24 protein-coding genes, 1 pseudogene and 1 other annotated feature are annotated in these 26,243 nt (G+C 36.4%); of the genes and pseudogenes, 19 read left to right on the forward strand and 6 right to left on the reverse strand.

Annotated features, from left to right (window positions below; all coding sequences use genetic code 11):
* The first annotated feature begins 469 nt into the window (after positions 1-469).
* The 3 genes from ltrA to KHA96_RS01010 all read left to right on the forward strand — a co-directional run bounded on the left by ltrA (position 470) and on the right by KHA96_RS01010 (position 3,278).
* A complete protein-coding gene (ltrA, locus tag KHA96_RS01000; protein ID WP_213127439.1) occupies positions 470-1,732 on the forward strand; it encodes a group II intron reverse transcriptase/maturase in 1,263 nt (420 codons plus the stop codon).
* A gap of 634 nt (positions 1,733-2,366) precedes the next feature.
* On the forward strand, positions 2,367-2,639 hold the full coding sequence (locus tag KHA96_RS01005; protein WP_213127440.1) for a DUF1294 domain-containing protein: 273 nt from the start codon (positions 2,367-2,369) through the stop codon (positions 2,637-2,639).
* Between the two features lie 45 nt (positions 2,640-2,684).
* A complete protein-coding gene (locus tag KHA96_RS01010; protein ID WP_249315193.1) occupies positions 2,685-3,278 on the forward strand; it encodes a TVP38/TMEM64 family protein in 594 nt (197 codons plus the stop codon).
* A gap of 13 nt (positions 3,279-3,291) precedes the next feature.
* Here KHA96_RS01010 and KHA96_RS01015 read toward each other — a convergent pair whose 3' ends face one another.
* Positions 3,292-3,681: a sigma-w pathway protein ysdB gene (locus KHA96_RS01015; protein ID WP_213127441.1), complete on the reverse strand. Its 390-nt coding sequence runs from the start codon at positions 3,679-3,681 to the stop codon at positions 3,292-3,294.
* A 95-nt stretch (positions 3,682-3,776) separates the two neighbouring features.
* Between KHA96_RS01015 and KHA96_RS01020 the strand changes: the two genes are divergently transcribed.
* The 3 genes from KHA96_RS01020 (at position 3,777) to KHA96_RS01030 (ending at position 6,333) form a co-directional block, all read left to right on the forward strand.
* On the forward strand, positions 3,777-4,268 hold the full coding sequence (locus KHA96_RS01020; protein ID WP_213127442.1) for a dUTP diphosphatase: 492 nt from the start codon (positions 3,777-3,779) through the stop codon (positions 4,266-4,268).
* Positions 4,269-4,295: 27 nt separating this feature from the next.
* Positions 4,296-5,381: a M42 family metallopeptidase gene (locus KHA96_RS01025; protein WP_213127443.1), complete on the forward strand. Its 1,086-nt coding sequence runs from the start codon at positions 4,296-4,298 to the stop codon at positions 5,379-5,381.
* Between the two features lie 109 nt (positions 5,382-5,490).
* Positions 5,491-6,333, forward strand: coding sequence for an aminoglycoside 6-adenylyltransferase (locus KHA96_RS01030; RefSeq protein ID WP_213127444.1), 843 nt, complete (start codon positions 5,491-5,493; stop codon positions 6,331-6,333).
* Positions 6,334-6,400: 67 nt separating this feature from the next.
* Here KHA96_RS01030 and sspI read toward each other — a convergent pair whose 3' ends face one another.
* Positions 6,401-6,607 carry a small acid-soluble spore protein SspI gene (gene sspI / locus KHA96_RS01035; RefSeq protein ID WP_213127445.1) on the reverse strand — a complete coding sequence of 69 codons (207 nt, stop codon included), beginning with the start codon at positions 6,605-6,607 and terminating at the stop codon, positions 6,401-6,403.
* A gap of 100 nt (positions 6,608-6,707) precedes the next feature.
* Between sspI and KHA96_RS01040 the strand changes: the two genes are divergently transcribed.
* The 13 genes and pseudogenes from KHA96_RS01040 to KHA96_RS01100 form a co-directional block, all read left to right on the forward strand.
* Positions 6,708-7,463 (forward strand): TrmH family RNA methyltransferase, encoded by a 756-nt coding sequence (locus KHA96_RS01040; RefSeq protein WP_213128639.1) that lies wholly within the window; start codon positions 6,708-6,710, stop codon positions 7,461-7,463.
* Between the two features lie 52 nt (positions 7,464-7,515).
* Positions 7,516-7,735 (forward strand) — a binding site (T-box leader).
* Between the two features lie 210 nt (positions 7,736-7,945).
* On the forward strand, positions 7,946-8,983 hold the full coding sequence (gene pheS / locus KHA96_RS01045) for a phenylalanine--tRNA ligase subunit alpha (RefSeq protein WP_213127446.1): 1,038 nt from the start codon (positions 7,946-7,948) through the stop codon (positions 8,981-8,983).
* Between the two features lie 18 nt (positions 8,984-9,001).
* Positions 9,002-11,416, forward strand: coding sequence for a phenylalanine--tRNA ligase subunit beta (gene pheT / locus KHA96_RS01050; protein ID WP_213127447.1), 2,415 nt, complete (start codon positions 9,002-9,004; stop codon positions 11,414-11,416).
* Positions 11,417-11,824: 408 nt separating this feature from the next.
* Complete coding sequence (locus KHA96_RS01055; RefSeq protein ID WP_213127448.1) at positions 11,825-12,367, forward strand: hypothetical protein; 543 nt, start codon at positions 11,825-11,827, stop codon at positions 12,365-12,367.
* Between the two features lie 16 nt (positions 12,368-12,383).
* On the forward strand, positions 12,384-13,439 hold the full coding sequence (locus KHA96_RS01060; protein ID WP_249315197.1) for a PQQ-dependent sugar dehydrogenase: 1,056 nt from the start codon (positions 12,384-12,386) through the stop codon (positions 13,437-13,439).
* Between the two features lie 146 nt (positions 13,440-13,585).
* Positions 13,586-14,311: a sugar phosphate nucleotidyltransferase gene (locus KHA96_RS01065; protein WP_213127450.1), complete on the forward strand. Its 726-nt coding sequence runs from the start codon at positions 13,586-13,588 to the stop codon at positions 14,309-14,311.
* Positions 14,312-14,323: 12 nt separating this feature from the next.
* Positions 14,324-15,274 (forward strand): dTDP-glucose 4,6-dehydratase, encoded by a 951-nt coding sequence (rfbB, locus tag KHA96_RS01070; RefSeq protein ID WP_213127451.1) that lies wholly within the window; start codon positions 14,324-14,326, stop codon positions 15,272-15,274.
* 4 nt (positions 15,275-15,278) lie between these two features.
* Positions 15,279-16,127: a dTDP-4-dehydrorhamnose reductase gene (rfbD, locus tag KHA96_RS01075; protein WP_213127452.1), complete on the forward strand. Its 849-nt coding sequence runs from the start codon at positions 15,279-15,281 to the stop codon at positions 16,125-16,127.
* Positions 16,120-16,575 carry a dTDP-4-dehydrorhamnose 3,5-epimerase family protein gene (locus KHA96_RS01080; protein WP_213127453.1) on the forward strand — a complete coding sequence of 152 codons (456 nt, stop codon included), beginning with the start codon at positions 16,120-16,122 and terminating at the stop codon, positions 16,573-16,575. The genes rfbD and KHA96_RS01080 overlap by 8 nt, the downstream gene beginning before the upstream one ends.
* A gap of 25 nt (positions 16,576-16,600) precedes the next feature.
* Complete coding sequence (locus KHA96_RS23320) at positions 16,601-18,442, forward strand: glycosyltransferase (protein ID WP_213127454.1); 1,842 nt, start codon at positions 16,601-16,603, stop codon at positions 18,440-18,442.
* Positions 18,439-19,500 (forward strand): glycosyltransferase family 4 protein, encoded by a 1,062-nt coding sequence (locus KHA96_RS01090; protein ID WP_213127455.1) that lies wholly within the window; start codon positions 18,439-18,441, stop codon positions 19,498-19,500. Before KHA96_RS23320 ends, KHA96_RS01090 begins: the two co-directional genes overlap by 4 nt.
* A 67-nt stretch (positions 19,501-19,567) precedes the next feature.
* The gene (locus KHA96_RS01095) at positions 19,568-20,239 is read left to right on the forward strand and encodes a sulfotransferase family 2 domain-containing protein (RefSeq protein WP_213127456.1); all 672 of its coding nucleotides are present in this window, start codon (positions 19,568-19,570) and stop codon (positions 20,237-20,239) included.
* A gap of 166 nt (positions 20,240-20,405) precedes the next feature.
* Positions 20,406-21,424: pseudogene (locus KHA96_RS01100) on the forward strand (transposase); the annotation flags it as partial.
* Positions 21,425-21,696: 272 nt separating this feature from the next.
* Here the strand turns inward: KHA96_RS01100 and sat are convergent.
* The 4 genes from sat to KHA96_RS01120 are packed head-to-tail and all read right to left on the reverse strand — an operon-like array spanning position 21,697 to position 26,228.
* A complete protein-coding gene (gene sat, locus KHA96_RS01105; RefSeq protein WP_213127457.1) occupies positions 21,697-22,833 on the reverse strand; it encodes a sulfate adenylyltransferase in 1,137 nt (378 codons plus the stop codon).
* A gap of 22 nt (positions 22,834-22,855) precedes the next feature.
* Positions 22,856-23,464, reverse strand: coding sequence for an adenylyl-sulfate kinase (cysC, locus tag KHA96_RS01110; protein ID WP_213127458.1), 609 nt, complete (start codon positions 23,462-23,464; stop codon positions 22,856-22,858).
* A 20-nt stretch (positions 23,465-23,484) separates the two neighbouring features.
* Complete coding sequence (locus tag KHA96_RS01115; protein WP_213127459.1) at positions 23,485-25,242, reverse strand: SLC13 family permease; 1,758 nt, start codon at positions 25,240-25,242, stop codon at positions 23,485-23,487.
* A 14-nt stretch (positions 25,243-25,256) separates the two neighbouring features.
* On the reverse strand, positions 25,257-26,228 hold the full coding sequence (locus tag KHA96_RS01120; protein WP_213127460.1) for a CgeB family protein: 972 nt from the start codon (positions 26,226-26,228) through the stop codon (positions 25,257-25,259).
* Between the last annotated feature and the right edge of the window lie 15 nt (positions 26,229-26,243).

Consider the following 26,243-nt stretch of genomic DNA (forward strand, 5'->3'; position numbering starts at 1 on the left):
GTCCACGGTGACGTGGAATCTGAAGGAAGCGAGCGGCAAACCTCCGGTCTGAGGAACACGAACTTCATATTAGGCTATTTACGATTGGGTGAGTTTGCAGTACAGAACAAAGCCCTTTCTGCCGAAGGTTGTATGTAGTAAATGAAGCAGATAGGTGGAGGGAAAGACTACGTTCTTACCTGGGGAGGTCTGATTGGAACGCCAAGTTCACTTGGTAACCTATCCAGTGATGGATAGCTGAACAATCAGAAGTCAGCAGAGGCCATAGTACCATTCGAACTCGAGAAGAATGGGAAGGGCTGAACAATTAAGAGAGAGCAACATCTTGGCATTCAGTAACCTGCGATGAACACAGATAACCGATAAGGCATGCTTGAAGGAGGATATGGTGAATCCCATGGGGGACTTCAAGATGGTGGAGCAGAACTGGCATAAGTGGAATCGTTGTTCACGGAAAGAGGCGTAACCAATGTTAATGGAACGAATACTGTCACGGGAAAACCTCCTTTCCGCCCTGAAAAGGGTGGAACGAAATAAAGGAAGTCATGGTGTGGATGGGATGTCCGTACAAAACCTACGAGAGCATATCAAGAAACACTGGGAATCCATGAAAATGGAACTTCTTGAGGGTACCTATACACCGCAACCCGTCCGCAGGGTCGAAATCCCGAAACCTGACGGTGGGGTGCGATTATTAGGTATCCCTACCGTAACAGACCGTCTCATTCAACAAGCAATTGCCCAAGTTTTAACGACTATATATGACCCGATGTTCTCAGACCATAGTTATGGATTTCGACCAGGTCGAAGCGCCCATGATGCGGTTAGGAAAGCAAAAGGTTATATACAGGAAGGTTATCGTTGGGTGGTTGATATCGACTTGGAGAAGTTCTTCGACAGAGTAAACCATGACAAATTAATGGGGACACTAGCGAAACGAATCGAAGATAAACGCCTGCTTAAGTTAATCCGTAAATATCTAGAATCGGGAATCATGATAAATGGCATTGTGACAACCAGTGAGGAAGGAACTCCACAAGGAGGACCTCTCAGTCCTTTACTCTCTAACATTGTCCTTGACGAATTTGACAAGAAGTTAGAGGAAAGAGGTCACAAATTTGTACGATACGCCGATGATGCTAATATCTATGTGAAAACAATGAAAGCAGGAAACCGGGTGATGGATTCCATCACCTTGTTTATAGAAGGAAAGCTTAAGCTGAAAGTTAATTTGAAAAAGTCAGCTGTAGACCGTCCTTGGAAGAGGAAATTTCTTGGATTCAGTTTTACCTTTCATAAAGAACCCAAAGTTCGGATTGCCAAAGAAAGCGTGAAACGGATGAAGAATAAAATCCGAGAAATTACCTCAAGAAAGAAACCTTATCCCATGGAATATCGAATAGAGAAACTAAACCAATATCTAATGGGATGGTGCGGATACTTCGCCCTGGCAGATACGCCAAGTGTATTCAGGGAGTTTGATTCATGGATTAGAAGAAGACTTCGGATGTGTATGTGGAAGAATTGGAAGAAACCAAGCACGAAGGTGAGGAACCTCATTAGACTTGGCGTTCCGAAAGGAAAGGCTTATGAATGGGGAAACTCACGTAGAAGTTATTGGAGAATCTCCAAAAGTCCGATACTACACAGAACCCTTGGAAACTCCTACTGGAATTCCCAAGGGCTCAAAAGTCTATTATCTCGTTACGAAACTTTGCGTCACCAATCTTAGTTGAACCGCCGTATACCGAACGGTATGTACGGTGGTGTGAGAGGTCGGGGGTTAATCACTCCCTCCTACTCGATTCTGGTTTAAAATTGGAAGGATTGTCAATGTGGAGTTGAATTTGATTTGATTTGAAATATGGAGATTTCGCGTCTGATCGATTGACCATAGAACTCCATTTTGCTTTTTCATCGTTTTTCGTCCAAAGTTGCTCTAACTAAGGACACCATTTTGAATTTTGACTGTTTTCTGTCCTCAGTTTCACTAACTGAGGACACCATTATGGATTTTGACAGTATACTGTCCTCAGTTCCTTTAACTGAGGACACCATTATGGATTTTTACTGTTTTCTGTCCTCAGTTTCTCTAACTGAGGACACCATTTCGGTTTTTCCCTGTTTTCTGTCCAAAGTTCCGTATCTACGTCAAAAAGTGTGATATATCCGAGATTTCAAGAATCTTCATACTCTCCACCCGACAATAAAAATTCTGAGAAACACTTACTCCAGCCAGAATTCTTATCTCAATCATGATTAAATACCGATATGGACTAGATATTGCCTTAAATCTAATGTAAATTCGAACTAAGGCTTCTTTAAGAATCAATGGCTGAGACCATATTATAAAAGGGTGTGAAGATATGAGATTTTTATTAATTTGGTATTTCATTATTATTAATGTTTTTGGAGTACAAATAATGAAAAGTGATAAGAACCGTGCAATACATAAACAAAGGAGAATTAGTGAAAAAAGTCTATGGATTGTAGCTCTTATTGGGGGAGCACCAGGGGCGTTTGTTGGCATGAAGGCGTATCGTCATAAAACTAAGCATTTTCAGTTTAAATACGGCTTTCCGATTTTAGCCATCATAGATATATTGATTTATGTTTACTTATTTAGCATCGTGTCATAACAGACGAGCAGCGAAAATAAAATAGTGGTAAGAAAGCAGGTGATCATGGTGGAGGAACAGTTATTGATCATGCTTGCATTTATGGAGGGGACCGGAATTCTCGCACCTTTCATGTTTATCTTTTTTCACGTTCTCAGGCAATTTTTGTTTATTCCTGTTGTCATCCTTTGTATGGCAGGGGGAATTTTATTCGGAAGTTTCCTAGGAACCGTGTATTCCATGGCAGGATTACTCCTTCTATCCGCTTTATTTTATTTTTGTATAAGAAAAATGCCTGGAACGCATGCAAAATTAATGATGATTAAATATAAATGGTTTGGACGCTACACAAAAATGACGGTAGGGCAAATTGCGGTGTTAAGACTCATTCCTTTTTTTCATTATCATCTACTCAATTTATGTTTGCTAGAGAGAAGACCTGATTTTAAAGGTTTTATGAAAGGTGCATTTGCAACAAATTTACCGCTTGCTTTTTTTTATACAGTCTTTGGTGAATTCATCACCCATTTTACCCCGACGATAGCGGTGATCATTATATGTTCACTTTTTCTCCTCTTTTACATTCTCCGTGAAAAAATCGCTACAGTTTCCTGGGAGGACTTTTTTAATCATCCTAAACAAGGCAAAAACCCCTGCTAAACAGGGGTTTTCATTAGGATTTCTTTTTCGCTAACAATTCCTTAATTGGACTTTTCCAGTCTATTTCGCTATCTGGATATCTCAGTTTAACCTCATTTTCAATATAGACAAAATCCTCATAGGACAGGCCTTTTAACAGATCGGCATTATGTGGCCATATGAAAATCGATACAACTTCAAAAGAGCGATCTGTCGTTCCTAAATATTTTTCGCCCTCAAACATGACACCATTATACGTGACCAGGAAGTTTTTTCTAATATTTTCAGGATTATCATAGAAAAAATACTTTTTTTGTTCATGGGCACTTTCAAGTTTTCTCTTCGGATCGATTATAAACTTGACAGTTTTATAAATGAGATAAATAATAAATGCAAAAATCACGAGTCTCAGCACGTAAATCATGAAGAGGCCTCCAATCCAGTAATCTTAAACACGTATACGTTTAAAGAGTGAAAAGGTTTCAATTTCTGCTATAATTTTTTTGGAGGGATTAAATTATGACGTTAGAAGAAATGTTTACCATGCAAGCTCAGTTAGATAAATACATAGAGAACGAACACGGCCTAGAAAATAATCAGTTATTGGAAGAGAAATTATTAGCTCTGCTCGTTGAAATCGGTGAACTCGCGAATGAAACAAGATGCTTCAAATTTTGGAGTAAAAAACCTGCTTCAGAAAGTCATGTCATATTAGAAGAATTTGTTGACGGTGTTCATTTTATACTTTCAATTGGACTGGAGCTCGGATTTTCCAATGAGCCATTTTCAATTGTTTCATCGGAAGGGAATGAAGATTTAGTCAGAAGCTTTCTAAAAATATATTCCCTCGTCGATAATCTAAGGGAAAAAAGAACATTTGACAGCTATGAAGAATTATTGCGTCAATATTTTATATTAGGACAGTCTTTAGGTTTTTCGATTGATGATGTTCATAATGCGTATAAAGCAAAAAATGAAGTGAACTACAAAAGACAGCAAGAGGGGTATTAATAATTTTAATAATATGGAGGTTGCAAAATGGAAAAATTAGATGAAACATTAACAATGTTAAAGGAATTAACGGATGCAAAGGGGATTCCAGGAAATGAGTATGAACCCCGGGAAGTAATGAAAAAATATATCGCGCCATATGCGGATGAAATCGAAACTGATGGTCTAGGGAGTATTATTGCTAAAAAGGCCGGTGATGCAAATGGCCCTAAAATAATGATAGCAGGTCATTTAGATGAAGTCGGCTTTATGATCACTCAAATTGATAAGAACGGATTTTTACGTTTCCAAACAGTTGGTGGCTGGTGGTCTCAAGTAATGCTCGCACAAAGGGTGACAATTGTTACAACAAAAGGGGATATAACGGGAGTGATCGGTTCAAAACCTCCTCATATTTTATCTCCAGAGGCACGTAAAAAACCAGTTGAGATTAAGGATATGTTTATTGATATCGGCGCTTCAAGCCGTGAAGAAGCATTGGAATGGGGAGTTCGTCCCGGAGACATGGCTGTTCCATATTTTGAATTTACGGTAATGAATAATGAAAAACATCTGCTTGCAAAAGCGTGGGATAATCGGATCGGATGTGCAATTGCCATCGATGTTTTGAAAAATTTAAAAGATGAAAACCATCCAAATGTCGTTTACGGAGTAGCAACAGTACAAGAAGAAGTCGGTCTTAGAGGTGCGAAGACGGCTGGAAATAAAGTACAGCCTGACATTTCTATTGCGGTTGATGTAGGTATTGCTGGAGATACTCCGGGAGTGAGTGAAAAAGAAGCGATGGGTAAGATGGGAGACGGTCCGCAAATTATATTATATGATGCCTCTATGGTGTCTCATAAAGGACTGCGTGAGCTTGTAACAAAGACGGCGGATGAGCTCGGAATCCCTTATCAATTTGATGCCATTCCAGGTGGTGGAACGGATGCAGGTTCCATTCATTTGGCTAATGAGGGAGCACCGTCATTAGCCATTACGATTGCCACTCGCTATATTCATACTCATGCAGGAATTCTTCATCGTGATGACTTTGAAAATGCGGTTAAACTTATTACGGAGGTTATAAAGCGTTTGGATCGCAAAACTGTAGATAAAATTACATTTGAATAAGGAGGAAATGATGAAAAAACAATTTAACAAGTTATAACGAATAAACCAAGCACGTGCCCCTCCTCGGTTAAAAGCAAAATATGAAGAATTTTAAAATGGAGGGACGCGTATGCGAACAGAAAAAGAAATGATGTCGCTCATTCTTTCGATTGTTAAAACTGATGAGCGAATTAGAGCAGCTATGATGAATGGCTCAAGAGTAAATCCAAATGTTAAAAAAGATCGTTATCAAGATTATGATATCGTTTTTTACGTGAGAGAATATGATTCCTTTTTGGCTGATCACAACTGGGTAAATGTATTCGGAGACAGAATCATTATGCAGATGCCGGATGGCATGGAGCTTTTTCCCTCAAATTGGCCGGGATTTAGTTATTTAATGCAATTTGTAGATGGAAATCGAATTGATTTAACATTACTCCCGATAGAAGAGATTAATAATCAATCAAAATTTGATAGTCTAAGCGTTGTGCTATTGGATAAAGATCAACTTTTGCCAATATTACCTAGGCCTGATGAATCCGACTACATTACTAAAAAACCGACTTCACAAGAGTTTTTGGATTGCCAAAACGAGTTTTGGTGGGTGGCGACATATGTTTCAAAAGGTTTAAAACGTATGGAGCTTCCTTATGCTAAAGCAATGATGGAAGGTCCAGTCCGTAATATGCTTGTGCTCATGCTCGATTGGTATATTGGAAGTGAACACTCGTTTACCGTTAACACTGGGAAAGATGGAAAATGGCTTGAACGATATGTTGATAAAAATATGTGGGAGAAATATATTTCAACATATGCAAATGCAGATTACGAAGTCATATGGAACAGTCTTTTCAATATGTGTTCATTATTTGAGGAAATCAGTGAAGTAGTCGCCAAAAAGTTGGAATATCTACTTTTTACTGATTCTGAAAAAGTAATGAAATATTTAATATCCTTAAAAAATCAATAGCTGAAAGATAAATACTATTTGAATATTAAACCAAAAAAAGAGCGCATGAAAAATCATGCGCTGCTTTTTATTTTAAGCCCTGTTCTAAAGTTTCCAGCATCATGTTCTTTTCTTGGTCATCCGCGTTTTGCCAAATAACTTCGAACAGTACTCCTAAACCAGGAAGCATTTTTTCTTCACCGCGTTGGATTGCATCTACAATCGTGTCCCTCAATTGTGATTGGTCATTGCCGGAAACATTGTGAATAATGGCATTTCGTAAATTTAAATCCATGGACATCAAACTCCTTTCTATGTATGTTCATCTTAGTTTTTCGCAAATTCCGAGGAATATGTATAATAGAATAAAGAATGAACGGAAAGGACATGACTGGATGGAATATATTCAATCGGCAAAAAATTCACGTGTAAAAGAATGGAAAAAACTTTTATCAAAAAAGGATAGAGATCTGACAGGGAAATACATCATAGAAGGTGAGCATCTAATTGATGAGGCATTGAAAACAAATGATGTGTTGGAACTGATTCTCCAAGAAAACGTCCAAGCTCCCGACTCATGGTTGTTAAAAGGAATCCCCTCTGTAACAACGATTACAGCTGATATTAGTAAAATTATTTCAGCAACGAAAACACCACAAGGAGTATTTGCAGTTTGCTGCAAAAAAGAATCTATCATCGATTTGACAAAACATAAAAGATTTTTGTTGCTTGACGGGGTTCAAGATCCTGGCAATATTGGGACGATGATTCGTACAGCAGATGCAGCAGGAATTGATGTTGTCATAATGGGAGAAGGATCTGGGGATATATATAATCCTAAGGTCATTAGATCTGCGCAAGGCAGCCACTTTCATTTGCCTATTATTACAGGTAATTTGCATACATGGATAGAAACTTTTAAAGCTTCATTAATTCCTGTCTATGGAACAGCATTGGAAGGTGCGGTAACCTATAAGGAAGTTCCGCCAACTGATTCCTTCGCTTTAATCGTTGGAAATGAAGGTGCGGGGGTGGATCCTACTATATTAGAAAATACCGATCAAAATCTTTATATTCCAATCTATGGGAACAGTGAGTCTCTGAATGTGGCCGTTGCTGCCGGCATTCTTTTATATCATTTGCAAAAATAGATTTGAAATTGCTGTTTATAACCTCTATAATGTTGTGTATATCTAAATAATGATAATGACTGTGATGGAGAAAAGTAACTAAGAGAAAGCTATCAGGAAGAAGATGCCTTGACTGTGAGCATTTTCAGCGGAATCTAGGTGAAGTTCGCCTCCTGAGTCGGTATCGGGACCGTTTAATACGTAAAGATACCCCGGCAAATGCCGTTATGACAATGAAGTGAACAGTAAAATGTTTATAAGGGTGGTACCGCGACCAAAGCCTCGTCCCTTTTTGGGATTGGGGCTTTTTTGTATTTTCTGTTTTCCTTTTATTTGTTGTTTGTGTAAAAGCTTTACGCTTCTTAAGAAGGTGCCAGCTCTTTTCTCAGTTGAATGATTCATTTTGAGACCAGATACGAGTTCGCATTGTTGAATTTATATTAATTAGCACAATGCTGGAGGAAAGAGCTTTTGTATTAAAAAAACCGAAGGAGGAAATTTTAGTGGAAGAAAAGCTAAAACAATTAGAATCAGAAGCATTGGCAAAAATTAATGACTCCCATGATTTAAAAGCATTGAATGAAGTTCGGGTTGCCTACTTAGGAAAAAAGGGTCCAATTACAGAAGTTTTACGGGGAATGGGAAAATTATCCGCAGAAGAACGTCCAAAAATGGGTGCTCTCGTCAATGTTGTAAGAGAAAAGATAACAACTGAAATTGAGAAGAAACAACAAGATTTAGAAGCAGCAGCAGTTCGTAAGCAGTTGGAAGCAGAAACAATTGATATAACTCTTCCTGGAAGACCTGTTAAAACTGGCAGCCGTCATCCCCTTACAAAGATTATTGAAGAAATAGAAGATCTTTTCATTGGTATGGGCTATAAAGTGGCGGAAGGTCCTGAAGTAGAAAAAGATTATTATAATTTTGAGGCCTTAAATTTACCAAAGGGCCATCCTGCAAGAGATATGCAAGATTCTTTTTATATTACAGAAGAGATTTTGCTGCGCACTCATACATCACCTGTTCAGGCGCGCACGATGAAAAAGCATGAAGGCACAGGTCCAGTAAAAATTATTTGCCCTGGAAAGGTGTATCGTCGTGATAATGATGATGCGACACATTCACATCAATTTACTCAAATCGAAGGGTTAGTAGTTGATGAAAATATTACGATGGGAGATTTAAAAGGAACACTTGAAGTATTTGCAAAAAGAATGTTCGGCGATGACCGCGAAATTCGTTTGCGCCCAAGTTTCTTCCCATTCACTGAACCGTCTGTTGAAATGGACATTTCTTGTAAAATATGTGGGGGAGATGGCTGCCGTGTATGTAAGCAAACCGGTTGGATTGAAATACTCGGAGCAGGTATGGTACATCCAAACGTTCTTGAAATGGCAGGCTTTGATTCAAAAAAATATACTGGATTTGCATTCGGTATGGGCCCAGAACGAATTGCGATGTTGAAATATGGTGTAGATGATATTCGCCATTTCTATACGAATGACATTCGGTTTTTACAACAATTTGCGGTGCAGGAATAAGAGTGGGAGGGAAAATATATGCTTGTTTCATATAAATGGCTGCAAGATTATGTTGATCTTGGCAATGTAACAGCGCGTGAGTTAGCAGAAAAAATTACAAGAAGCGGTATAGAAGTAGATGGAGTAGAACAATTAAGTGCTGGGTTGAAGGAAGTAGTTGTTGGCCACGTCCTTGAATGTGAAAAACATCCAGAGGCAGATAAACTAAATAAATGTCTTGTTGATATTGGCGACGATGCACCCGTTCAAATCATTTGCGGCGCACCAAATGTGGCTAAAGGACAAAAGGTTGCTGTTGCAAAGGTAGGGGCGATCCTGCCAGGCAACTTTAAAATTAAAAAAGCAAAGCTTCGTGGTGAAGAATCGAATGGAATGATTTGTTCGCTTCAGGAGCTGGGTATTGAAGGAAAGCTAGTGGCAAAAGAGTTTGCTGAAGGCATTTATGTATTTCCTGAGAACACGGAAGTAGGTTCGGATGCTTTACAGCTTTTAAATTTGGATGATGAAATATTGGAGCTTGATTTAACTCCAAATCGTGCAGATGCCCTTAGTATGATAGGAGTAGCTTATGAAACGGCCGCTATTTTAAACCAAGAAGTTAAATTACCTGAAATCACGACTAAAGCATCAAGCGAAAAAGCAGAAGACTATATATCAGTTAGCATTGATGCGAAAGAAGAAAATCCATTATACACAGCAAAAATAATTAAAAATGTTAAAATTGGCCCTTCCCCTTTATGGTTGGAAACACGACTCATGTCAGCTGGAATTAGACCGCATAATAATGTAGTCGATGTTACGAACTATATTTTACTTGAATACGGACAGCCGCTCCACGCATTTGACTATGACCGGTTTGGTTCAAAAGAAGTGGTTGTACGTCTGGCAAACGAAGGGGAAAAAGTCGTCACTCTTGATGGTGCAGAACGAATTTTAACTTCTGAACAGCTTGTTATTACAAACGGTACAGAACCTGTTGCTCTTGCTGGGGTTATGGGGGGAGCAAACTCTGAGGTTGGCAATGATACGACAACGATTCTACTTGAATCCGCCTATTTTACTGGTCAGTCGATTCGAAATACATCAAAGCAACACGGATTACGTAGTGAAGCGAGCAGCCGCTATGAAAAAGGTGTAGATCCAGAAAGGGTTCGCCCGGCGGCTGAAAGAGCAGCTCAGCTTATTGCGGAGCTGGCAGATGGTGAAGTGCTCGAAGGAATGATTGAAGCTAATCATTTACGAATCGAGCCAGCAGTCGTTTCGATTTCATTAGAAAAAATAAATCGTGTACTTGGAACAGATATGGGTAAAGAAGGCGTCACAGAAATTTTTAATCGTCTAAAGTTCGAAGTTATGGTTGAAAATGATACTTTTATCGTTACTGTTCCGACACGGCGTGGAGATATCACGATTGAAGAAGATTTAATAGAAGAAGTAGCTCGTCTTTACGGATATGATCATATTCCTAAAACTTTGCCAAAAGGTGCTTCCTTACCGGGTGGATTAAGTATGGTGCAAGAAAGAAGGAGAGCAGCGAAAGGATTTCTTGAAGGGGCTGGATTATACCAAGCTATTACGTATTCATTGACGAGCGAGGAAAAAGCAACAAGTTTTGCGATTGAAAAACGTGAACCTGTAAAGCTCGCAATGCCAATGAGTGAGGAACGGAGCAAGCTAAGACTAAGCATTATTCCACAGCTTTTAGAATCTGTCTCTTATAACCTAGCTCGTCAACATGATTCTATTGCCTTGTATGAAATTGGATCAGTCTTTTTAAGTAATGGCGGGGATGTTCAACCTGATGAACGTGAACATATTGCCGGTGCCATCACTGGTCTTTGGGTGGAAAATGAATGGCAAGGAGAAAAAAAACCAGTAGATTTCTACGTAGCAAAAGGGATTTTGGAAGGTTTATTTACCAAACTAGGAGTTTCAGCAAATATAGAATGGCAAAGAGCAGAGTTAGATGGTATGCATCCAGGAAGAACAGCTGAAATAGTATTATCTGGTGATGTGATTGGCTTTGTTGGTCAAGTCCATCCTAACGTACAAAAATCACTAGACTTAAAAAACACGTACGTTTTTGAAATTAAGGCCGGTCCATTATTTAATTATGAACTGCCACCGCTTGCTTACGTTCCAATTCCGCGCTTCCCTTCCATTACTAGGGATATCGCTTTAGTTGTGGATAAGGAAGTAAGTTCCGGTACACTAGCGTCGATTATTAAGGAAGCTGGTAGAAAGCTATTAACATCTGTCCATGTGTTTGACTTATATGAAGGAGAACATATGGAAAAAGGCAAAAAATCAATCGCATTCTCCTTAACCTATTCTGATCCTGAAAGAACCTTAACGGATGAAGAAGTTGTAAAGGCACATAACAAAGTGCTTGCTGAACTAAAGGAAAAAGCCAGTGCCGAATTAAGAGGTTAAATAGAAAAGCGGAGGCGCCTGTTCATCGACGTATGAACTTCATAGCCTTCGACTGAGATTAAGGAAACACGACGAGGTTGAAAAAGCGGAAGGCGCCCGATCAGCCTCGACAAGCAAAGCTCTGAGGCAAAAAAGTCTGCGCTTTGACTTTATTGCCGCTAGTTTATGACCTTGATGGGCTTGCGTCTGCAGCTAGACAGAACAAGTCGATGTTGACTTATCGTAGGGAGAAGGACAGGAAGTTCGCTTGTCGATAGGCGATTGAGCAAGCCAAATAAAAACGAAATCGCCTGAAGCTAGAAAAAATGAAAAACGCGAGCCACATGCTCGCGTTTTTGCATTGCACTTAACATTGAAGCGTAAATTCTATACAATTATTAGTAAAATAACTACTAGAGGACGGAAAACATGAAGAAAAAACGCTTATTATTATACTTAATCGGTTTTATTCTCGCGATAGGAATAATGACGATCTATCAAAAATCTACATCTGTAGAATTTCGCCCTGAAAGGGTCACAAGTTACATAAATGGAATTCGGATGGGCGTACAAGATCTATATAAAAAAGTTCCAATTAATGATATTAGGGAGAACAACACAATTTCCGAAGCTCAGCTTGATCATCTTCTTGGTGGAATTGAACGTGTATATTCAAGCTATATAGAATTAAAAACGATGGCGATTACATTTGATTATTGGAAGGACCAAGAAACAAAAACAGAAATTATTTTAGATCAGGTTCTTTTATCATTCCAAGAGTTAAAAACTGCTTCGAGTGGCGATATCATTTTAACTAAAACACAAATGAACTCGATCGAGGAGTTATACAAGTATTTATGGGATCTTTACCAGCTTGATTTATATGATAAGGATTTAGATAAGATTTTACTTAAACTAGAGGAAGTGAGTGAAAATCATGAGATCCTTTCGGAAGTGTCTTTCTTGTCTTAGTTTGTGGACTTTTTTCATGCTTTTATTTTTGGCAGGATGTTCTGAAAATGAGGACAGCATCGATTTGTCGCCTAAAGAAAAGGAACAGCCTGTAGTGGGAAATCAAAAAGGATTACAGCTTGCGGAAAAATTGAAAGTACCATGGTCCATCACGAAAATGGATGATACTTTTTATATTAGTGAGAGACATGGAACAATTACATCTATTCATGAACAAACGGGAAAAACACAACGATTGCCTATCAATTTACGAAAACCTCTTTTTACTGGTGGAGAAGGAGGTTTTTTAGGCATTGAGCTCATTCCTAACACAGATTTAGAAGCTTTTGCTTACCATACATATGAAGAGGATGGAAAAGTATGGAACCGTGTCATTCGAATAGTAAAAGAAAGTAGAGCATGGAAGGAAAAAGACGTTCTGCTAGAAAAAATACCAGGTGCACAAATTCATAATGGAGGCAGAATCAAAATTGGCCTTGATCAGAAACTATACATAACCGTGGGAGATGCTGCTGTTCCTGAAGCTGCACAAGATACTAAAAGTTTATCGGGAAAAATATTAAGGTTAGAGTTTGATGGTTCGCTTCCTGAAGATAATCCATTTAAAGGCTCTCCTATTTACTCATATGGCCATCGCAATCCACAAGGACTCACTTGGTCTGAAAATGGGCAGTTGTACGCAACCGAGCATGGTCAAAATGCTCATGATGAAATCAATATGATAACTAAGGGAGAAAATTACGGATGGCCTGATATACAAGGTGATGAACAGAAAGCGGGAATGAAATCGCCAATTTTTCATACAAGTGAACATACGTGGGCACCGAGCGGAATTTCTTATCATTATGGAAAAATATTTATTTCTTCATTAAGAGGTGAGGGCGTTAGAGTCTATGATCTTAACCTAAAGAAAACAAGTCTATTAACTGAAGGATACGGACGTATCCGAGATGTTTTCATAGAAAATGAATTCTTGTATTTTATTACAAATAATACAGATGGTAGGGGAAAGCCTACAGAAAATGATGATCGCTTTATAAAAGTAGAAATGAAATCGAATGATGCCCAATAACAGGGCATTTTTTTCATTCATATATATGCAAATGGTTGTTATACAGGGATAAATGAATATTTTCAAAAGATAGATTTTAAGCCCTTCCTTTACGGAAAACTCGACATATTTATATAAGACATCGTTTTTATGAAAGGAATGTGCTTATGAAAGGAGTAATACTTGCCGGTGGTAAAGGAACAAGATTAGAGCCATTTACAAAGATTATCAATAAGCATTTGCTACCAGTAGGCTCCCATCCTATGATCTATTGGCCAATAATATCGTTGGTAAGAGCGGGGATAGAGGATATTCTAATTATCACAAATGAAGAGGATGTTAATGAGTTTAAAACAGTTTTTGGTAATGGTAAGGATTTACAAGCTAGACTATCTTTTGCAGTTCAAAAGGAAAGTGGCGGTGGGATTGCTAATGCAATAAAATGTGCTAAAGATTTTATAGACGATAAATTTATCGTTTTATTAGGGGATAATTTGTTCGATGATGATTTAAAACCATATGTAGAGGAATATAAAGGCGAAAAAAAAGGGGCGAAAGTTTTACTAAAAGATGTGAAGGACCCTGAAAGATATGGTATTGCAATGCTTAATGAATCGAATCATTCTATTATTTCTATTACCGAAAAACCGAAAAATCCTGTTTCGACATTTTGTGTCACTGGAATATATTTTTATGATAAAAATGTTTTTGATTTAATTGAAACATTGCAGCCATCCAGTCGAGGAGAATTAGAAATTACAGATCTAAATAATCTTTATATTTGTAGGAATGAGCTGAAATACAATATTTTGAAAGGGTGGTGGCAAGACGCTGGTACACATAAATCTTTATTTGAGGCAAATAAACATTTCTTTGATAAAGAAACAAAGTAGAGGTGAATGATTGTGAATAAAGAACTTTTAGTCACTGGCGGAGCAGGTTTTATTGGATCAAATTTTATTAATTATTTGCTTAAGAACACGGATTATCATATTACGAATGTAGACAAATTAACGTATGCAGCAAGTTCACATAATATGGAAAAATTGAATGCTAGTAATAGATATCGATTCTTTCATGTTGATATTGCAAATGAAAATGAACTTGAGACTGTCTTTGATACTAAATATATGGCCATTATTAACTTTGCTGCCGAAACACATGTTGATAGAAGTATTATAAATCCAGATCCGTTTATTCATACAAATATTAAAGGGACATTAAACCTATTAAACTATGTATTAAATGAAAAAGCAGAGAAGATGATCCAAATTTCAACAGATGAGGTTTACGGCTCATTAAATGAATTTGATTCACCATTTACAGAGAACTCCCATATTGCTCCGAACAACCCATACTCAGCAAGTAAGGCTTCCGCTGATTTACTCGTTCGCTCCTATTTTAAGACTTACCAAATACCTGTTATCATTACACGTTGTAGTAATAATTATGGACCGCATCAGCATCCTGAGAAGCTTATTCCTAAGGTGATTACTCAAGCACTTCAAAATAAAGAAATTACTTTATATGGTGACGGAAAAAATATTAGAGATTGGTTATATGTAGAAGATCATTGCAGGGCGATACATTTAGTCCTAGAACATGGCAGTTCGGGTGAAATATTTAATATAGGAGGAACTGCTGAAAAAACGAATAAAGAAGTAATTTCATATATTTTAACTTTATTAGGAAAATCAGAAGAATTAATTCGTTATGTTCCTGATAGAAAAGGGCACGATCGGCGTTATGCAATGAATTACGATTATATCCATTCAAAAATAGGATGGAAACCAATGACATCATTCGAAGAAGGGATTAAAGAAACAATTAAATGGTATAAAAATGAAACAAGGTGATTAGATGAAATTTCTTGTTACAGGAGCAAATGGACAGTTAGGCAGAGAAGTAGTAAATCAATTCCAGAGGAACCATGTAGTAAAGGGCTACGGCAAAAGTTCACTAGATATTACTAACTTACAAGATGTCATGCTATGTATACAAAAAGAGAAGCCAGATATTATTATCCATGCAGCAGCTTATACAGCTGTAGATGATTGTGAGAGTAATATTAAAAATGCACTGCTTGTTAATGCATTAGGAGCGGCACACGTTGCGCTTTCCGCTAAAGAAGTGGGAGCTAGAATGTTTTATATAAGCACGGATTATGTTTTTAATGGGAAAAAGGGAGCTCCCTTTATTGAAAGTGATTCAACTGATCCGTTATCCATTTATGGATTAAGCAAGTATGCTGGAGAGCTAATGGTACAAATTATAAAGCCAGATTGTACAATAATCCGTACTTCATGGCTTTATGGACATGAAGGAAAAAACTTTGTAAAAACAATGTCTCAATTGGCTAAAGAAGAGAAAATGGTAAAGGTAGTTTATGATCAAATTGGAAGTCCAACGTATACTGTAGATTTAGTGGAAGTTATAAAAGCTTTATTAGATAAACCAGATGGGATATATCATGTAACTAATTCTGGAGAGTGCAGTTGGTTTCAATTTGCACAAAGTATTTACAAAGAAATGGGAAAAAATCAAAATTTAGTGATACCCTGCTCAACAGATGAATACGGTGCCTTAGCGAAAAGACCGAATTATTCAGTATTGGCAAATGATAAAATTAAGAGTCTTAATATTACCCCTCCAAGGAAATGGGAGGATGCTTTAATTGCATTTTTAAGAAAGGAGTCCGCGAATGATTGAAGGAGTGAAGATAAAAAAATTAGTTAAATATTGTGATGATCGAGGTTTTTTTATGGAGCTGGTCAGGGATGATGAAAATCTCCTTGAACATTTTGGTCAAGCGTCCATGTCTATGAGTTATCCAGGGGTCATTAAAGCATTTCACTATCACGAACATCAAGAGGATGTTTGGTTTTTTCCATCTGGCAACGCTCAAGTAGTTTTGTATGATTTAAGAACTGATTCAAAAACAAAAGATCAGACAGATGTTTATTATATGGGGGAAGAAAATCCGATTGTATTAGTCATTCCTAAAGGAGTTGCCCACGGTTATCGAGTCTTAGGTGAAAAACCAGTTACGATTATTTATTTTACAACTAAATCGTATAATTCCAGCAGTCCAGATGAGAAGCGAATTCCTTGGAATGATCCATCGATTGGTTTTAATTGGACAACAGAAAATCGATAAAAAATGAAAGGTGGATAATTGACTTGTGGAAGGAGTATCAAATTACGAAGCGTGTAAAGTAGACATTATTATATGTATTCATAATGCTCTTGAAGAAGTAAAAGATTGTTTACAATCAGTATTAATAAATACGAATATTCCCTATTCCTTAATCCTCGTTAATGATGGCAGCAGCGAAGAAACAACGAAGTATTTAGAAAGGTTTTCAGAAAATAAAAAAGTAACTTTAATAACAAATATAAAAGCAAAAGGATATACATTTGCTGCAAATCAGGGATTACGGAAATCAACAAGCAATTATGTCGTATTATTAAATAGCGATACAGAGGTTACTTCACATTGGTTAGAAAGAATGATGATATGTGCCGAATCGGACAGTCAAATAGGTATTGTCGGACCATTATCAAATACTGCATCATGGCAGTCGATTCCTGCATTAAGTGAAAACGGGGATTGGGCTGAAAATAGGCTGCCTGAAGGACTCACATTAGCTGAAATGGGACATATAATCTATGAAAAGTCCTTTAAATATTATCCTAGACTTCCTTTTATTAATGGGTTTTGTTTGTTAATCAAACGCTCGGTTATAAATGATATTGGCTATTTTGATGAAGATAACTTTGGAAAAGGGTATGGCGAGGAAGACGATTACTGTAGTCGTGCAAAAGACCGTGGCTGGCAACTTGCAGTAGCAGATGATGTATATGTTTATCATAAACAATCTCGCAGTTACTCGAATGCAAGAAGACAAAATCTAACCAAAAATGCCAGGAATCAACTAATAAAAAAATATGGGGAGGACTATTTACAAGAAAGTGTACAAAAATGTTTGCATAACAATTATCTATCGCATATAAGAAATTGGTTTAAGTTAGTAATTGATCAAAAAATAATTTATCAAAAGGTCCAAAATAGATGGAAAGGTAAAAAAATAACTTTTATCGTTTCGGAGAGTGACCTCGATGAAACAATAAAAAACATTATCCAAGAAGCAGATATGATGAAAAAAATGGGATTAGATGTCACTATCCTCACACTCAAAGAAAACCAAAAAGAACTCGAAAAATACTGTAAAAAGAATCATTTTACTTTGCAAATAATGAATAGAGCAAATCAAAATGTGTTAACAAAATCAGATAAGATCATTGCAACATCAGTAGATGCTTTAAAATGGTTAAGCGATCATATTCAAGATCAATTAAATATCACATGTTATATATTAAAATTTGAACCTTTATATTACTCTAAAGGATCACCTGAATACAAGGAGGCTCTTAAAACTTATCAAAACTTTGATGGAGTATTCTTTACAAAAAGTAAGATTAATCAAACATTATTTAAAACGTATGTCGGAAAATCTTGTTCACTCATTTCTTCTAGCGTGGCTATCTCTGCTAAACAGCAAAAGATTCCAGTTAATACAATCACCCCTGAACTAAACATAGCCGTTATCTCTTCAAATGACAACATCTCCATCCAGCAAAAAGTAATAACAAATATATCAAAATCATATCCATCAAAAATAAATTGGTTTATATTGCAGGAAAATAAATTTCCAACAAAAAAAATAGACATTTGGATTGATTTATCAAAATATCAACCTATTGGATTAAACGCTTTAGAGGCCATGTCTAAAGGTGCACTGCCCGTTCTTCCGAAAAATGGTGTAGGTAAGGATTTTATTAAACATGAAAGAAACGGATTGCTTGTAGATACCCGATCATATCCTGAGTGCTTTAACGCCATTAAAAGTGTAATTGATGATTCAGAAAAAAGGTTATTAATGCAGCAAAATGCTTTGATTAGCTCTAATTTGTATTCAATGGAATATGCAGTGTTCGAAATAATAAAGGTGGTTTTCTTATGAAAATAACATTTATCCTTCCATGTTATCCAAATAAACCAATAGGAGGGTTAAGGATTGTTTATGAATATGCGAATGAATTGGTAGCACGAGGTCATGAAGTGACTGCCATCCACCCTGCTTATCTTGTTCATTCTGCATATGGAAATAATATGAAGGCTGGGTCAACACTGCCCCCTCCACCCCCAGTACATTGGCAAAAGATTGATGCGAGAGTAAAGATGGAATATGTTCCATATTTAGGTGAAGAGAATATCCCTGATGCTGATTCAATTATAGCGACTGCTTGGTATACTGCAGATTATGTTAATCAATATTCACCAGCAAAAGGAGCAAAGTTTTATCTGATTCAAAGCTATGAAATTTGGGATGGACCTGAGAAATTAGTCAATCAAACATGGCATTATCCTATGAACAAAATTGTCGTATCTAGATGGCTCCATAAGATTGGTGAAAAGATGGGAGCAACAGACTTAAAGTATATTCCTAATGCGATAGATCACGAGAAATTTCGAATTACGACACCAATTGGAAAACGGCCAAATAAAATAGCGATGTTATTTTCAAATAATGAAATTAAAGGAGCGATGGATGGCCTAAAGGCAATTTTATTAGCGAAAAAAGAAATACCCGAATTGGAAGTAGTGTGCTTTGGCGTACCAAAGAGAAATAGAGCAATTCCTAAAGGTATTCAATATATACGTAATCCAACTCAAAAACAACTTGTTGAGGAGATTTATAATGGCTCTTCCATGTATTTATGTCCAAGCTGGATTGAAGGATGGGGATTACCATCGAGTGAAGCAATGGCTTGTGGATGTGCATTAATTTCTACTAAAAATGGTGGAGTAGAAGATTTTGCAAAGCATAATCATACTGCATTACTCTCACCAATTAAGAATCCAAAGAAGTTGGCAGAACATATCATACGCCTAGCAAAAGACGATGTTTATCGTATGCAAATTGCCAAAAATGGAATTGAAACAATTAAACAATTTAATTATAAAAGATCAACTGATTTATTAGAGGAATACCTTGTTACAAAATCAATTAGGTTTTAAAAAGGTTCCTCACGAACCTCAAATCAATAAATGAGAGAAAAAAACGATGAACAAGGGTGAGGACAGTTTGGAAAATGAACAAATTATCTTTATGCATATTCCCAAAACAGCAGGGAGAACATTAAGAACGATAATTGAAAAAAATTATCCTAAAGACCAACTAATTAGAACATACACAAATGAACAGGTCAACATATTTAAAACTCTTCCAGAAAATGAAAGAAACAAATTAAAATTTATTATAGGCCATAATTATTTTGGTTTGCATCAATTCTTAAATGGACCATATAGCTATATCACTATGCTTAGAGATCCTGTTGATAGGGTGATTTCATTATATTACTTTGTATTAAGAGAAAAAGGTACTCCGATGTATGAAAAATATTATAATAAAGGTATTGAATATTTTCTCGAGAAAGAACCACAAACCATTAATTGGCAAACCCGATTTGCTGCTGGGGGCACTCTTGATTTAAACATGGCAAAAGATCATTTGAAAAATCACTTTTCCGTTGTTGGTATTAGTGAGCGTTTTGAAGAATCATTATCGATACTGGAAAGAGTTTGCAATATGAAAAATCTTAATTACAAGAACATTAATGTTACACCTAACCGACCAAAGAAAGAAGAGTTGTCTCCGGAAATTATTCAGAGAATCGAAAAAAATGTCAATTTAGATATTGAGTTGTATGATTATGCGATAAAATTATTTGAAGAAAAATTGAGTCAACTATCATAAAGAATGAAAGAGGCTGGGACAAAACCCTCCTATGAAATGATAAAGCCGGTGAAATTTTACGACGAGTAAAAATTTACCGGCTTTGATTATATTTTGAATAAAAATAAGGACCACTTCTGATAAAATAAAGTTACCACACAAAATCTTATCGGAAAGAAGGGTCCTTATGTTTAAAAATTATAACATGAACCCATTAGTTTTGCCTTTATATTTAGAAGTGAAACTACAAAATAATGATATCGCCTTCCATATCCATCATTTGGCTGAAAGCATTCCTCTTGAAGCGTTCGAACCAATTCTTCGAAATGAAGGGTGTCCTACTTATCATCCACGCATGATGCTTAAAATTATCTTATGCGGCTACACGCAATCTGTCTTATCAGGGCGTAAAATTGAAGCCCTATTGAAAGACAGTATCCGAATGATGTGGCTGTCTCAAGGGTATGATCCTATCTATCGCACAATCAATCGATTCCGTGTTCAATCAGAAGTGAAAGATTTAATTCGCCAATGTTTCGTCCAAGTCCGCTGTCAGCTTGTGCAAGAAAATATGATTGATCAAGAAGCGACTTTTATTGATGGCACAAAGATTGAAGCGAATGCGAATAAATTTACATTCGCTTAGAAGAAATCCGTAGAGAAATCAAAGCAACTTTATGAGGAACTGCTAACAGAACTATGATGACATTCTATCGAACCGGAAACGGGAAGCTTTAATTTCATATGGAATGTACATAAAAGAACAAAAGAAGAAATACAAACAGAACAAGTTCAATTCAGCAAACTGGCAGTATGATGAAGAAAATGATGTGTATACATGCCCGAATCAGCAACGTCTCCTATTTAAATATCACTCTGTCCACACAGATAAAGCTGGCTTCAAGCGTGAATTTAAAGTTTACGAATGCGAAGACTGTTCAGGATGCCCATTTCGTTCATCATGTAAGAAAGCTAATGGTAAACGAAAAATGGGAACAACAAAAAGAATATGTAAGAACGAAGCTTTCAGATGAAAAAACAGGTTCCATCTATCGTCAGCGAAAAATTGACGTAGAACCAGTTTTTGGATTCTTGAAGGCGAATTTGCGTTTCACCCGATTTTTCGTTCGAGGGAAATCGAAGGTTGAAAACGAAATGGGCCTTGCGTTAATGGCAGTGAATTTAAGAAAAGACACTGCCAACAACTAGGTTTTAACGCGAAAATAGAGAAAAAGACCAGGACATAACTATTTCCGACAAAGATAAATCCGAACAATAGGTGGTTTAGTGTATATACCCGCTCCGGAAATATATTTCGCTTTCCGTGGGCGGCTGGCGAGCCTCCTTGCTCGTCCCGAGCTGCGGGGTCTCACCTATGCCTTCCTCCCACAGGAGTCTTCGTATATTACCTCCGCTAAGTTAGATCACTGTTTGTCTTTAGGTTTGATTGTTTTAGTTATGTCCCAACCTCTTTTTTATTATGTTTTTAGTCCGTCTATTAATATTTGAACAACTTCGGGTCTACTGAATTCCTTTGGAGGCTTTATTCCATTCCTCAACATTTCTCTAACTTTTGTTCCGGAAAGAATTAAATGATCGTTAGCAGAATGTGGGCAGGTTTTCGTTGATGCCATATTCGCGCATTTTTTACAATAAAAGCTATGCTCGAAAGGGAGAATTATAATCCCAATTTCATTTGGAGCAAATCTGGAAAATATTTGTTGGGCTTCATATGTGCCATAATAATCTCCAACTCCTGCATGGTCCCTTCCAACAATGAAGTGAGTACAGCCATAATTTTTTCTAACGAGCGCGTGGAAGATAGCTTCTCTCGGGCCAGCATATCTCATTGTGGCTGGAAATACCGATAAGTAAACATTTTCTCTTGGATAATAGTTTTCTATTAATACTTTATAACTCTTCATGCGAATATTGGCAGGAATATCATCTGCTTTCGTTTCACCAACTAAAGGATTAAGAAACAATCCATCCACTATTTCCAACGCTGTTTTTTGAATATATTCATGTGCCCGATGAATAGGATTTCTTGTTTGAAATCCTACAACTGTACGCCAATTTCTTTTTGTAAATTCCTTTCTCGTTTCTACCGGAGTTTTAAAGTAAGGAATGAAGTTTTTAGTTTTTGGAGGAATTTTAATCAGATGAATGGGACCTCCTACATAAATATCCGGGCGGTTAAAAAGCTTCTTAACACCAGGATGGGAAAGATCCGTTGTTTGAAATACTTCTTTTGCTTCTTCGCTTTTGTTTGGTTTGTATATATCTTGAATTTCCATTACTCCATAAGTGGTGTTTTCGTATGACAATTTTACTCTTTCCCCAATGTTTAATGTATGAGCCTTATTTCTCGTGATAGGTAGAGTAATGGGAATACTCCACAATATTCCGTTTGCTAAACGCATATTAGAAACTACTGAATCATAGTCTTCCCTTTTCATAAAACCTGTTAAAGGACTGAAGGCACCATTGGCAATTAGTTCTAAGTCAGACAAAGCCATTGAATCGATTTCAATTTCGTTGTGAATGTCAGATATATCACATTGTAGCTCGATTTGATTTATCAATTTACCACCGTGTGGTTTGCTTAACATCATGTGATTTTTCCTTTCTAATTAGTTATTGTTCAAGCTTTTCAATCAAATAGTCAATGATCATTTTTGTACACTCCTCAATAGATTGTTTATCCGTATACACAGTGATATCGGGTTTTTTGGGTTCTTCATATGTTTGATCAATTCCTGTAAATCCTTTGATTTCCCCGCTTTTTACTTTTTCATAGAGTCCTTTTGGGTCACGTTTTTTACATACCTCTATTGGACAATTTACGAATACTTCCACAAACTCAGTCTTATTGAATAAGGACCTTGCATGTTGTCTTTCATTTTCGTAAGGGGATATTAATGCAGCTATAACAACAATTCCTGCATCAACAAATAGTTTTCCGATTTCTGCCGTTCTTCTTATATTTTCTCTTCGATCCTCTTCCGAAAAACTTAGATTTTTATTAATACCATAACGAAGATTATCCCCATCCAGTAAATAAACACTAATTCCTTTTTTATATAAGATATACTGAAGTGAATTAGCAATTGTGGATTTTCCCGATCCGGAAAGACCGGTAAACCAAATTATCATGCTTTTATGACCGTGTAATAGCTGCCGATCCTCTTTACTAATGGTTGAATCATGCCATTTAATATTACGATTACCATCTTTTTTTTTCATATCTACTCTCCTTTTCGATACTACAACCACTTTAAACAGGCAATAAATATAGTGATTGACATACATATAAAACTAAGAGGGAGTCCAACTTTTATATAATCTGTAAATTTATATCCTCCTGGCCCATATACAAGTAAATTCGTTTGATATCCAATAGGAGTAAGAAAGCTGCAAGATGCGGCAATTGCTGTAAGCATAGCAAACATGATGGGTTCTACATTAATCTGTTGAGCAATCGAAAATCCAATAGGGAACATAAAAGCCGCAGTAGCTAAATTATTGAGAACCTCAGTCATTATCATTGTAATGAAATAGAAAGCAATAATAATTCCTACTATTCCTAAATGAGGCTGTAGTTTAGTTAAAAAGGAAGCAACGCTAATTGCTAAACCTGTTTTTTCAATAGCTTCACCAATTCCTATTGAACATCCCATCAATATGATTACATCCCAGCTAATTGCTTTTTTTGCATCAGATATACTAAGTGTTCTAGTTAACAGAATTAGTGAGGTAGCCAATAAACAAAGCTGGAAGATCGATAATAATTGAAATATAGACGTTAAGATAAAACCTGTTAATATTCCAATGATCATAACTTTTTCAAAAGTTGTACTTCTTTTAACCATCTTTATTGGAGACACAAGGTGAAAGTCTACTGAATCTCCCCACGAATTAGAAAAATCATGGTTGGCTAATAATATTAAACTATCTCCTCGTTTCAGAATAATATTGCCGATTCCCGAAGTGATTTGTTTATTTTTTCGCTTAACTGCGACGATAGCTGCGTTATATTTAGAACGAAAGTTACTTTCTTTTATTTTTTTATATAGAAGTGGAGAACGATTGGAAATGACGACTTCATAAAGAGTTCCATTATTTAAAGTGGGGCTGCTATCTTTACTGAGTGTAAGACCATTAATTTGAAGGATTTGCTGGAAAGCATATCTACTTCCAGAAAATACAAGTGTGTCTTCTGCCTGAATGATATAATCATTCGGTGCGGGAACGATCATTCTGTCATTACGAATAATTTGTACGAGGAATATTTCTTGTAAGTGCCGGAGTTGTGCTTCTTCTATTGTTTTTCCGACTAATTTAGAAGTTTTATCTACTATAAATTCAAATAAATAGTTGCGTTTTTCATCTGTGAAACTTTCCGTATTATCCTTTCGATTAGGCAATGCATAGTGGCCGACGACAACCATGTACAAAATCCCCGCCAAAGCGATTGGTATACCAAAAATACTGAAATCGAATAAGTGAAATTCATCTATCCCTCTTTCTATTAAAAAACCTTGCACAATTAAGTTTGTCGATGTACCAATTAATGTAATGGTCCCACCTAATATTGTTGCATAAGATAGGGGAATCAATAATTTTGAAGGCCTTATATGATTAGTAATCGCCCAATGTTGAATAGTTGGGATTAACATTGTCACTATGGGTGTATTATTCATAAATGCCGATAATGAGCTGACGGGAAGCATTAATCGAAACAGTACGAGTGGCATTGATTTATTTTTCCCTAAAATTTTTTCGAAAATTTCCCCTAATATTCCTGTTTTCGATACAGTGGCAGCGATGATTAATAGCAGAGCAACTGTATGGACCCCGGAATTCGAAAATCCAATCAATGCCTCGCCAGGCTCCAATATTCCGAGTAGAATTATAGCAGCTAGTGCGAGGAAAACAGCTAACTCTGGCAATAACCATTCCTTAATTAAAACAAAAAACATAATGGAAATAATGATACATAAAACTAATGAATCTATATTCATACTCCACTCCCCGCCTATTTGCAATATCTTATAATATCTATAATATTTTGATTTCGCCTTAAGAAAGTATGATTCTCTAACACTGTAGAATAAGCTTTCTTACTAATTTCTTTTCTTCTTTCTTCATCTGCCATATAATAATCGACTAGATTAACACAACTTTCTTTATTAGAAAAAGATATAATCTCTGTTGGTAAAGCGAAATGTAAATGGATATCAGCTTGATTTGATATAAGTTGAAATGCTCCGCATGCGGCAATATCAAATGTCCGGTTATTAACGCTTATATTTTTTATGCCTAAACTATTTTTATTTTTATTGAAATGATAAGAGCGATGAGGGTTAAGAATTATTTTGGATAAGTTAAACAATTCATTTACTTTCGTAGGGTTTATCCATTTATTAATGATTTTGAGCCGCTTTTTATAATGTTTTGTTTGTAAATGTCTCTTCCATAAAGGTCCTGCTAGAATAATCGTGTATTGTGTTTTTTTTAGAATATAGTCTACTAACTCAACTCTTTCCGGGTAGGGATAGCCAACAAGACATAAGTCATAAGCATTGTCGATTTCATTAAGAGGATGATAAATTGCAGGATCAGTTCCTAAAGGCAGATGAAAAACTTTTTTTATAGGATATTCTTTTTTATAAAACACATATGCACCATAATCTACAGTGAATATAATATTAAAATCATTCAATATTTTAAGGGAATAATCCATGTAAAAAGGATCTTCTGTGAGCCAAACGGCAAGTAGGAATCCTTTTGATTGAAGATATTCAATCAATTTTTTATCTGTTTTATATCCTACTAGTGTCATTACTAAATCAGGATTTAGTGAGTTTATGAACTCCACTGTTTCCTGGTTGTAAGTTTGGTTAATTTTGTTAACCCTAACACTGAGTTGTCTAAAGGCATTTTCTATAGAGTTTTCTATATAAGGATATATTCCTGATCCGTTTGCGGTTATTAGCAAGATTTCCATTAATTATCGCCTTCC

Origin of the sequence: Bacillus sp. FJAT-49711, from assembly GCF_018343715.1 — a bacterium.
GTDB lineage: Bacteria > Bacillota > Bacilli > Bacillales > Bacillaceae_C > Lederbergia.